10 protein-coding genes are annotated in these 10,075 nt (G+C 64.0%); 1 reads left to right on the top strand and 9 read right to left on the bottom strand.

Features of this window, described 5'->3' with window-relative positions:
- Positions 1 to 103: 103 nt before the first annotated feature.
- From NKJ06_RS32695 to NKJ06_RS32680, 4 genes are all read right to left on the bottom strand, one after another.
- The gene (locus NKJ06_RS32695) at positions 104 to 2,146 is read right to left on the bottom strand and encodes a hydantoinase/oxoprolinase N-terminal domain-containing protein (RefSeq protein WP_352812072.1); all 2,043 of its coding nucleotides are present in this window, start codon (positions 2,144 to 2,146) and stop codon (positions 104 to 106) included.
- A 301-nt stretch (positions 2,147 to 2,447) separates the two neighbouring features.
- A complete protein-coding gene (locus NKJ06_RS32690; RefSeq protein ID WP_352635432.1) occupies positions 2,448 to 3,074 on the bottom strand; it encodes a CDGSH iron-sulfur domain-containing protein in 627 nt (208 codons plus the stop codon).
- A 108-nt stretch (positions 3,075 to 3,182) separates the two neighbouring features.
- Positions 3,183 to 3,554, bottom strand: a complete 372-nt coding sequence (locus NKJ06_RS32685) for a hypothetical protein (protein WP_352635434.1) — start codon at positions 3,552 to 3,554, stop codon at positions 3,183 to 3,185.
- Between the two features lie 127 nt (positions 3,555 to 3,681).
- Positions 3,682 to 4,038, bottom strand: a complete 357-nt coding sequence (locus tag NKJ06_RS32680) for a hypothetical protein (RefSeq protein ID WP_352635436.1) — start codon at positions 4,036 to 4,038, stop codon at positions 3,682 to 3,684.
- A gap of 168 nt (positions 4,039 to 4,206) precedes the next feature.
- Here NKJ06_RS32680 and NKJ06_RS32675 point away from each other — a divergent pair, with 168 nt between their 5' ends.
- On the top strand, positions 4,207 to 4,386 hold the full coding sequence (locus NKJ06_RS32675; RefSeq protein ID WP_352635437.1) for a hypothetical protein: 180 nt from the start codon (positions 4,207 to 4,209) through the stop codon (positions 4,384 to 4,386).
- Between the two features lie 14 nt (positions 4,387 to 4,400).
- On the opposite strand, the gene NKJ06_RS32670 is transcribed toward NKJ06_RS32675, so the two are convergent.
- The 5 genes from NKJ06_RS32670 to NKJ06_RS32650 form a co-directional block, all read right to left on the bottom strand.
- Complete coding sequence (locus NKJ06_RS32670) at positions 4,401 to 4,709, bottom strand: UBP-type zinc finger domain-containing protein (RefSeq protein ID WP_352635438.1); 309 nt, start codon at positions 4,707 to 4,709, stop codon at positions 4,401 to 4,403.
- A gap of 203 nt (positions 4,710 to 4,912) precedes the next feature.
- Complete coding sequence (locus NKJ06_RS32665) at positions 4,913 to 5,149, bottom strand: helix-turn-helix domain-containing protein (RefSeq protein WP_352635440.1); 237 nt, start codon at positions 5,147 to 5,149, stop codon at positions 4,913 to 4,915.
- A 135-nt stretch (positions 5,150 to 5,284) separates the two neighbouring features.
- Positions 5,285 to 6,622 carry an HlyD family type I secretion periplasmic adaptor subunit gene (locus NKJ06_RS32660; RefSeq protein WP_352635442.1) on the bottom strand — a complete coding sequence of 446 codons (1,338 nt, stop codon included), beginning with the start codon at positions 6,620 to 6,622 and terminating at the stop codon, positions 5,285 to 5,287.
- A 19-nt stretch (positions 6,623 to 6,641) separates the two neighbouring features.
- Positions 6,642 to 8,315 carry a type I secretion system permease/ATPase gene (locus NKJ06_RS32655; RefSeq protein ID WP_352635444.1) on the bottom strand — a complete coding sequence of 558 codons (1,674 nt, stop codon included), beginning with the start codon at positions 8,313 to 8,315 and terminating at the stop codon, positions 6,642 to 6,644.
- A 199-nt stretch (positions 8,316 to 8,514) separates the two neighbouring features.
- The coding region (locus NKJ06_RS32650) for a VCBS domain-containing protein (protein WP_352812070.1) at positions 8,515 to 10,075 on the bottom strand (1,561 nt) is incomplete at its 5' end.

The following is a 10,075-nucleotide window of genomic DNA, read 5'->3' as shown; positions in this document are numbered from 1 at the left end:
TTTGCTCTGCGGTCGCGCGCGGCCCGCTGGGCTGCCGCGGCGGCGTGCGCGCTCGCGCCCGCGCGCCGGGCCCCCCCCCCCCCCCCCCCCCCCCCCGCCGCGCTCACACCGCAATCCTTGGCCGCCCTGACGCCCCCGCCATCACATGCGCCTCGATGAACATGCGCTGGGCTTCGACGGTCGAGACGCGAAATTCGGTCAAAACGTCGATCTCGGCGCTGTCGGTGCCGGCCTCTTTCGCGCGCTCCGCGACAATGGCACGGACATCAGCTTCGGCCGCTGCGATCGCCGCCGCCTCGTCGAGGAAGTCGCGTACGGTTTCGCCCGAGGCAAGGCGAAACAGCCCTTCCTTGGGCTGGCTGACCCGCGCCTCGGCCGATACCCTGACCTGGCCGACGACGGCGCCGAGCGCGTTGGCGACATCGGTATCCTCCGGCACCACGCAATCATTGCCGATCAATGGCGGCAGGCCGGCATAGTGCAGCGGCGCCGAGGCGCCGAGGCCGATGACCGGCCGATCGAGCGCAACGGTTAGGCGAGCGATGCCGGGATGCGCATCGACGGCGCGCTGCACCAGAGCGTGCGCCACCGTCGACGCGCCGTCGAGGCCGTCCTCGGCAAAGGCGGTTTCGAGGATATATTCGGCCGACCAGCGCGTCAGCGTCACCAGCACGCGCTCCGAGATCGCTTCCGGCGACGCGGCGATGAACTGGCCACGGCCGTCGCGCTTGCGCGCGAACAGTTCGGCGCCGAGGCGGGCAGCATTCGGATCCCAGTTCGCCTGCTTGCCCAGCACATGGGCGGCGTCCGACGGCGTGAAGCCGGCGACGTGCACCAGCCCGCGCGATACCAGCCGGTTGAGCGTTGCGTTCTGCGCGTTCGAGGTCAAAAGCCTGTCAATGGCGAGCGGCACGGCACCGATCATCTCGTAGAGCCGAGCTTCGGCGCCGGTGAGACCGGCGGCGAGCCGGTCCGGCACGCCGGTGCGGACCGCGAAGCGGCCGTCCATGCGACCGGGATTGGGTGCGCGCAGCTGGCGCTCCAACTCGGACGTGACCGCCACGCCATGCGCCATGCCTGCCAGCGCCAGCGGCACCAGGCGGCGCGGTCCGAGCAGGATTTTCGGGTTGAGCGCGCCTTCCTCCAGCGTCACTTCGGAATCGCCGCCGAGGCCGAAGGTGCGCATGGCAACAGCCTCGACCATGGTGCGGAAGCCGCCGACAGTAGCACCTTCCGGATCGAGTCGTGGCCGGCCGCCATCGAGCACGGCGACGTCGGTGGTAGTGCCACCAATGTCAGACACCATGGCGTCGTCGAGCCCGGTCATGTGGCGGGCGCCGACCAGGCTGGCGGCCGGACCGGACAGGATGGTCTCGATCGGCCGCTGGCGGGCAAACGCCGCCGAAACCAGCGCGCCATCGCCGCGCACCACCATCAGGGGTGCCGCAATGTTGCGCTGCTCGAGAAAACCTTCGGTCGCCGCCACCAGCCGGTCGATCATCGAGATCAGCCTGGCGTTGAGCAGCGTCGTCAGCGCCCGGCGCGGGCCGCCGAGCTTGGCCGACAGTTCGTGGCTTGATGTGACCGGCAGGCCAGTCTTTTCGCGGATCAGCTCGCGCGCGGTGATCTCGTGCGCCGGATTGCGGGTGGCGAAATAGGCGCAGACGGCAAAGCCGGACACCGAGGCACCGAGTTCCGGCAAAGCCGCTTCCAGTCCGGACAGGTCGAGCTTGGCGGCATTGCCGTGCACATCGTGGCCGCCCGGACAAAAAACCACCGGATCGGTGCCGAGGGCGGCCTTCAGCCCGTCGCGAGCGAGGTCGCCCTCGGAAAAGCCGATCATCACCAGCGCGACGCGGCCGCCCTGGCCCTCAACCAGCGCGTTGGTGGCAAGCGTCGTCGACATCGAAACCAGTTTGATGGCGGCGGGATCGGTGCCGGCCTTCTGCAGCACCGCGTCGACTGCGCCGGAAATACCGACGGCCAGATCATGCCTGGTGGTCAGCGCCTTGGCCTTGGCCAGCACCTTACCCTTGTTCGGCCCCTCTTGCTTGCCTTCCGTCTCGGACCACAGCACGGCATCGGTATAGGTGCCACCGGTATCGATCCCGAGGAACAGCGGCTTTGGCTTGGTCTTGGCGGTCATTTCTGATGGTGGTCCAGGTGAGGAGAGATTTGCTCCCTGCCCCTTAGCCGATACGGGCCGGTCGATAAAGCCGCGAGCGCTGGGCCAAGGGAGGAGTTCGATCTCCCCCCTCGTGGGGGAGATGGCCGGCAGGCCAGAGGGGGGCGCTGTCCCGCTGGCGTTTCATTTGATGGCAATTGTTCCCTTTGGTCTTCAGTCGGGTGGTCGCAAAATGCAGCAGGGTAGCACCCTACGGCGCCCCCCTCTGCCCTGCCGGGCATCTCCCCCACAGGTGGGGAGATTGGCAGCTTCCGCCGCTCAGCTACCCGACAAACCCGACCTTCTTGTGCGTGCCATCGCAAAACGGCTTGTTGGCGGAATGGCCGCAGCGGCAGAGGAAGGTGCGTTGCGTGCGGTCGACCGTGTGGCCGGTGCCGGTGACGATCTCGACATTGCCTTCGAGCTTGAGCGGGCCGTTGGTGGTCGGCGTCACCGTCAGCGGGCCATTCCTCGCCTCCAGCGCCGGCGTGTCCTTCAGCGGCGGCTCGCCGGTGGCGGCAAAACCTGATTTGGTGTGGCTGCCGTCGCAGAACGGCTTGTTTTCGGACGCGCCGCAGCGGCACAGCGTGGCCCGGTAAATCGTTTCGCCGTCGAGCACGATCTCGGCATGCACCGCCAGCGGGCCGTTTTCCCGAAGCCGTACTGTGTTGACCACCGGCGGCTGCTCCTGCGGCCCGCCATCCTTCCTGATGTAGGTGATGGCGCCGGAGGGGCAGCTTTCGGCGATGGCGACGATCTTTTCGACGCTTGCCGCCTCGGGATGAATCCACTGGCCCGGCGCGTTGGGCACGAAGACATGTGGATCGCCCAGCACGCAGTTGCGCGAATGAATGCAGCGCTTGCCGGAGAACCCGATGTCGATCTTGTCGCTTTCGACCGTACCGGCCATAGCTGGACTCCTGTTGCCTGAAGCACGCCGGGTCAACAGACGCGACGTGCTCTGGGTATTTGCGCAGGCTATGACTCCTGTGGGAAAAGCGTCAAGCTGGCAAACCGGTCAGGGAACCAGATTGATCTCCTCGGTCTCGCCGCCGCTGCAGGTGTAGCAGCAATCCTCGCATTTTTCCTTGTTGCCGGGGCCGACGCCCCAATAGGTGCCCTCGTCGCCGTCGACCCAGGCGCCGTAGCAGATCGATTCGCCGGCGTTGCACGATATCGGCAGCTGCTTGGTCTCGCCATCGTCGAGATAGTAGTCCTTGTCTTCACCCGGCCAGACATAGTCGCGGTCCTGGCTGTAGAGTTCGACGCGCATGGCGTTGGGATGGCCGTTCTTGATGGCAAAGGTGACATCGTCGGCATGTGCCGCCGGCGCGACCAGCATGACGAGAGAAAGCGCGGCCAGCGTGCGGCGCGCATAGGCGTAAAACATGGTAACCCCCTGAAGTAGCGGCCCATCCGGCCGCGGGGCGACCATTGCATGCTGCATTGAATCGCGGAAGTGGCCGGGGTGAGCCGATCCCTGACTTAATTTGGGTCCAACGCCCCTTTCCCCTAAACTAGGGCACCAGATCGATCATCTCGGTCGAGTGTTCCACGCAAATGAAGCAGCAGTTGTCGCAGGGCTGGTCATTGTCCGGCCCGACGCCGGCCGAGATGCTGTCGTTGCCATCGACCCAGGCGCCGTAGCAGATGTGTTCACCCTGATTGCACGACAGCGGCACGGATTTCTGCGAGCCGGGGTCGATCAGGAATACCTTGTCGTTGCCCGGCCAGACCGTCTCGCGGTCGCGGCTGAACAGCTCGACCGCAACCGCTTGCCTGCGCAGGTTCTTGACGAAGAAGGCCATCTCGGCAGCCTGCGCCGATGTGGTGAAGAGCAAGGCCGCAAGTACTGCCATGCGAAACAGCGTCACGGTCTCTATCTCCCGAATCATCCCGGCAGAATCGCATGCCTGCTCCGAACTAGGAAGACGTGGATCGCTTGAGAATTTCGCCTCAATTCCGCCCATTAACAAAGTCGTATGGAGTTGCTTAACCGTTCGCGGCTATGTCCCCTCAGGGGGGCTGACTAAGTGAGTATGATGAGCAACAGCCCCGACAAGCGCAACGAATGGCGCGCCATCTTCTACGTGCAAGCCCGCGTTGCCATCGTGTTTGTCCCGGTGGTCGCCAGCCTGCTGATCATAGCGGCACTCGCCGGCAACGAACGCAAATCCGTTCCCAGCACGATCGACCCGACCGTCACCGGCTCCGTGCGATAAGCGGCACCGAGCGCTTAAACAAAGCGCGGGATCGGGCCGTTCTGCGGGGTCACCTCGTCGCCGAGGTCGACGAACACCTCGTCTACATAGCACCATGCCCAACCTTCCGGTGGATCGTAGCCTTCGATGATCGGATGCTTGGTGGCGTGAAAATGCTTGGTGGCGTGGCGGTTGGGCGATTCGTCGCAGCAGCCGACATGGCCGCAGGTGCGGCAGAGCCGCAGATGCACCCATTCCGAGCCGCTCTTCAGGCATTCCTCGCAGCCGAGCGCGCTCGGCGTCACCTTCCTGATGTGCCGCGTATGTCTGCATTCATCCATCATGGTCTCCCTGCAGTTTGAGGTGCGTCGGCGTTGCCGCGCGCGAGATATGCATGCAATGCCGCGACCACCTGGGCGCCTTCGCCGCCGGCCGCCGCGACGCGTTTGAGCCGACGGCTCAGGTCGGCCAGGCCAGCACTGGCTGAAAACAGGATGTTAACAACGGCGGTCTCTGCCGGAGCCACCAACGGCAAAAAACGGAAGTATCATTCCCCCCGGCTTTGAGTGGGCGAAAGTCCGAAGGTGCGCCGGAAGGCGCGGTTGAAGTAGGAAATATCGTTGAAGCCGGCGGCCAGCGCGATTTCCGAAATCTTCAATTTATCGAACTGCGGAGAGGTCAGCATGTCGAAGGCCTTCCGCAGCCTGAGCGAGGTGACGCGCTGTTCCAGCGTTTGCCCGCTTTCGGACATGGCCGACATGTACGGATTGGGCAGCGTCGCCACCAGGGCTCAGATCTGTATCGGTTTGTCTTAGGCGGAATGCCGGCGAAAAGTTCCCAGAAGTTTCTCCCTCGGCTTTATCTTTTGCAGGCCTGACCATCAGTCGAAACAGAATCGCGGGGAGACTTGCGAACTCCGTCATTTCTGGCGAAAGGCGGAGTGGAACGACACAACCAACGGGCCCAGTATGTAGTCGAGTGCGGTACGTTCCTCGGTTACGATCATGACTGATGCCGGCATGCCTGGATAGAGCGCAATCTGTGGGGCCGCTGCCAATTCCACTGGGTCGACCGCTACGTCGGCGAGATAGTAGGGAAACCCTGTCTTGCTATCGGTAATCCGATCTGCCGAAATGCGGCTGACGCGGCCATGAATTATGGGAATCGAGCGCTGCTTGTAGGATGTGAAACGAACTTCGGCTGCCATGTCGGGCCGCAGGTTCGATATGTCCTCGACGCGAACCTGCGCCTGGACGATCAGCGAATTCTCAGTCGGCACGATGTCGAGGATCGTCTGGCCCGGCGAAACGATCGCTCCGATCGAGAAGACGCTGAGATCCATTACCTGGCCGTCATAGGGCGCGCGCACTTCGGCTCGGTCCATGGCAGCCTGGGCGGCAAACATCTTTGGCACAAGGTCGGAAAGGCTCGATTGCGTATCGATCAACATGGCCGACAGCTTGGCTCGGCGCTCATTGGTCAGTTGCGCGATCTGGCTATCGAGCTCGGCCTTGCTCTGTTGGCTGCCGGCGATTGCGCCGAGGTTCTCGTCGATCAGGCCCTGCAGATCCGAGGCAGATCTTTCCAGCTCCAGAATGCGCGGGCGGGTCGTCAATCCCGCCTTGAGCAGCTTTGACAGGCTGGCCTTCTCGTCGATCGTCGATCGCAGTTGGGCCTGGTAGGATTCGACCCGAGACTGTTTGCCCTGGATCTGCTCCTCGAGTTCGGCAATTCGCCGCTCGAGGATTTGTCTGGCGCCGGCCATCGAGGCGCGCTGGCTTTCCAGGTCGGCGATCTGGTTTGCCATCGCGTCCCTAAGGTAGGTCTCGTGCTCCTTGAGGATGTCCTTCGGGAAGGCAACAGCCTCGCTGCCGTCCAGTTCGGCCCGGATCCTGGCATCGGTTGCTCGCAGCAGCGCGTATTGCTGGGCATAGAGATTGAACTCGGACCGAATCCTGGTGTCGTCCAGCTTCAGCATGATGTCGCCCTTCCTGACGACGTCGCCATCCTTGACGTGAATCTCCTTCACCGTTCCGCCGTCGAAGTGCTGGACGCTCTTGCGATTGCCTTCCACCTTGACGACAGCGTCGGCGAGCACCGCGCCGTTAAGCGGGGCAAAGGCTGCCCAGCCGCCTAAGACGCCGAAGAAGGCAACGATGATCAGCAGGCCGATATAGGCTGGCACCCGGATCGAATCCGGTGCGAGGATGCCAGCCTCGCCGGGCAGGCTCCGGTAGGTAAGGGCGCCCTCGCTCATCGATCTCTCCGGCCACAGCTCATTGGGTTGCCACCGCCATTGGCGCCGCGCGCTGGTTGAGCAGCGCGACGATCTCGTTTCTCATGCCGAAGGCCTCGACCGCGCCATCGCGCAGCAGAAGGATCTTGTCGACATTCGCCAGGGTCGAGGGCCGGTGCGAGACGATGATCACCGTGCTGCCACGGCGCTTGAGCTCGATCGCGCAGTCGGTCAGCGCGCGGTCGCCATCGGCGTCGAGATTGGAGCTCGGCTCGTCGAGAATGATCAGTTTCGGCGTTCCGAACACCGCCCGGGCAAGAGCGATCCGTTGCCGATATCCTCCCGACAGCACGGCGCCGCCTTCGCCGATCTGGGTCTCATAGCCCTGCGGCAGGCGGATGATCATCTCGTGTACGCCGGCGAGCCGCGCGGCCTCGATCACCTCCTGGTCGACATTGGTCTTGAAGCGCCCGATATTGGCGGCGACCGTATCGGAGAACAGTTCGATATCCTGCGGCAGGTAGCCGATGTGGTCGCCTAGCGCGTCGTGCCCCCATTGCGACAGGTCGGCACCATCCAGCCTGACGGTGCCGCGACTGGGCTGCATGACCCCGGCGAGGTTGCGTGCCAGCGTCGACTTGCCGGCGCCGGAAGGGCCGACGATTCCGAGCGCCTCGCCTGCTTCCAGTCGAAACGATACGTCCCGCAGAAGCACCTTTTGCTGGCTGGCAATTGCATAACTGATCTGCTCGACGGAGATCTTGCCGCTGGGCTTGGGCAGGTTGAACGATCTCTCGTTCCGCGCGCCCCCGTCGACCAGCTTCTCGACCCTTGCCAACGCCGCCCGCGCCAGGATCAGGCTGCGCCAGAGGCCGACGATCTGCTCGACAGGCTGCAATCCCCTGCCCAGCAGGAGACTCGCGGCGAACATGGTGCCGCCGGTGATCTGCCGTTCGATGACCAAATAGGCGCCGAGGCCGAGGATCAGCGACTGCATGGTGAGCCGCAGGAACCGGATAAGGCCCGACATCAAGGCGGCACGGTCGCTCGCCTCCGCCTGACACCGCAGCGCCAAATTGCGGTCGCGCCCCCAGCGGCGGATGAGCCCGTCAATCATGCCCATGGCGCGAACGACTTCCGCGTTTCGGAGGCTCATCTCCGTAAAATTATAGTTGGTCGTCGCCAGGTCGTTGGCCTGCTTCAGCGGCGAGCGTACGAGATACTCGTTGAGTACGGCCATGGCTATCAGGAGCAGCGAGCAACCCAGTGCGAAGAAGCCGAGCCATGGATGCAGCAGGAAGATGATGCCGATGTAGATTGGCGACCATGGCAGGTCGAAAAGAGCATGGACTCCGCTGCCGGTGATAACCTGCCGGAACGTGTCGAAGTCGCGGATAGGCTGGCTTTGCGAGGAACCGGGCGATGGGGTTTCGACCGACGCGGCAAGGATTTTCGCCGAGAGCAACCGGTCGAGCCGCGCGCTGGCGCGCGTCAGGATGGCGGCGCGCACCAGGTCGAGGCCTGCCAGCGACAGGAAGGCCGCCAGCAACACCAGGGTCAGCATCACCAGCGTGGTTTCGCTGCCGCTGGTGACGACCCGGTCGTAGATCTGCAGCATGTAAAGCGGGGAGGCGAGGTACAGCAGGTTGATCGCCAGGCTGAACGCCGCCGCAACCAGGAAATAGCGGCGGCATGCCCGAAGCGCATCCTTCACAATTTGGGATTTATTGCTACTCAAAAACCCAGCGGACAACCGCCCCCCTGTCCACGCCCGGAACCGATACTACTCCTGATCGTCCAACCGGCCACGTGGTCCCTTCCTATTCCTGCCGTAAACCTTAATTCGTAAGCTGAATCCTCGGCTGGCGGGAAAAGAGGCGGGCCCACGCCTGTCCGCAGGCCCACCTCCTGGTTCACAGAATGAAATCGCTCGCCGTCAGTCCAAGCCCGGTGCCGGTCAGCGTGATCTGGAAGTCGGCGGTTGTGTTGCCGTTGATGTCGACATGCACGATGGTATTGCCGCCGCTTTCCGACCAGGTGATGCTATTGGCCACGGTGTTCGCATTGGACCCGCCGAACAGGAAGGCCTGATCGCCGCCGCTGACCGTATTGGCGTCGATCGAAGACAGGTCGATCTTGTCGACGTTGTGCACGAAGTCGGTGATGGTATCGAAATTGCCCACGCCTGGCGCGGAATCCGTGACGGTTGGTCCATAGTAGAATGTGTCGGATCCGGTACCACCGGTGAGGGTATCGGCGCCGACGCCGCCGACAAGCGTGTCGTTGCCGTCGCCACCGTTCAGCGTGTCGTTGCCAGCCTGGCCGAACAGCGTGTCGTTGCCGGCCAGCCCGAAGATCTGGTCCGCCCCGCCATTGCCGTAGATGATGTCGTCGCCGTTGTTGTTGCTGGGGTCGTTGAAGGTTTCTCCCGCGCCGGCGCCGTTGCTGCCCGTTATGACGTGGAACGTCTCGCTGTACTGGTAAGCGGGCCCGGCTGGGTCGCCGACCTGGGTGGCCTGCACGGTCACGGAGAAAGTTTTACTCGGCGAGAGATCTCCCGAGCTCAGCGTGCTGCCGGTGATCGAAAACAGCCCCGAGTCCGATTGCGAGGTGATGCTGTAGACGAAACTGCCGGGGTCCGGGTCGGTCGCGGTCAGCGTTCCCGCGAATTGGAACGAGCCGAAACTGACATTGTCCGTCGTGGTGCTCGGCGTGAGCTGGATGTCCGTCGGCGCAAAGCGTGGCGCCGCATCGTCAGCGCCGTTGATGGCAATCGACACCAGCTTTGCAGTGCCGTCCTCGGAGAAGACGGTAAAGCTATCACTCAACGGCTGGCCGTCATTGAGCGCGTTGACCGTCGGGTTCGAATTGTCGAGCGCGTAGGTCCAGACGCCCGCGGCTGACACGGTGTAGGTTCCGTAACCGAACGCGCTGGCTGTCGCGGAATTGATGGCCTGGAACGAATCCGTGGTGTTGTCGACGTCGGTTGACAGAAGGTCGCCGGTCGCGGTCGGCGTGCCACCGCCGTTGGACGTACCTGCTTCGACGACGGTTCCGGCCGCCGTCCCCATGATCACCGCCGCGTCGTTGGCGCCGTTGATGGTGATGACGATGTTCTGCTGGGTGCCGTCGGCGGTCTGCACGGTGATGGTGTCGGTCAGCCCGGGATCGCCGGTGTTGAGCGCCTGGACGGCGGCGTCGTTCTCGTTGAGCGCGTAGCTCCAGTGGCCGGCGGCATTGATGGTCAGCGTGCCGTGGGCGCCGTCGGTCACCACCGAGAAGTCGGTGGCGCTGTCGACATCGACGGCGGCGAGATCGCCGGTCACCGGCGAGGTGCCGGGCGTGCCGTTGGCGACGCCCGAGGCCTCGGTCACCGACTGGCTGATGTCGCCGGTGATCACCGCCGCGTCGTTGGTGCCCAGGATGCTGACGGTGATCACCTGCGTGGTGCCGTCGGCGGTCGCCACCGTGATG

This window comes from Mesorhizobium sp. M0293, assembly GCF_040321735.1.
GTDB lineage: Bacteria > Pseudomonadota > Alphaproteobacteria > Rhizobiales > Rhizobiaceae > Mesorhizobium.
Note: the sequence above shows the minus strand (reverse complement) of the source record. Positions and strands in the feature narration are given on the sequence as shown.

What these genes read in the sequence shown, in the direction of transcription:
- NKJ06_RS32685 (WP_352635434.1), bottom strand. Translation starts at nt 3,554, where the DNA reads ATGTTTTACGCCTATGCGCGCCGCACGCTGGCCGCGCTTTCTCTCGTC.
- NKJ06_RS32690 (WP_352635432.1), bottom strand. Translation starts at nt 3,074, where the DNA reads ATGGCCGGTACGGTCGAAAGCGACAAGATCGACATCGGGTTCTCCGGC.
- NKJ06_RS32660 (WP_352635442.1), bottom strand. Translation starts at nt 6,622, where the DNA reads ATGAGCGAGGGCGCCCTTACCTACCGGAGCCTGCCCGGCGAGGCTGGC.
- NKJ06_RS32675 (WP_352635437.1), top strand. Translation starts at nt 4,207, where the DNA reads ATGAGCAACAGCCCCGACAAGCGCAACGAATGGCGCGCCATCTTCTAC.
- NKJ06_RS32670 (WP_352635438.1), bottom strand. Translation starts at nt 4,709, where the DNA reads ATGATGGATGAATGCAGACATACGCGGCACATCAGGAAGGTGACGCCG.
- NKJ06_RS32695 (WP_352812072.1), bottom strand. Translation starts at nt 2,146, where the DNA reads ATGACCGCCAAGACCAAGCCAAAGCCGCTGTTCCTCGGGATCGATACC.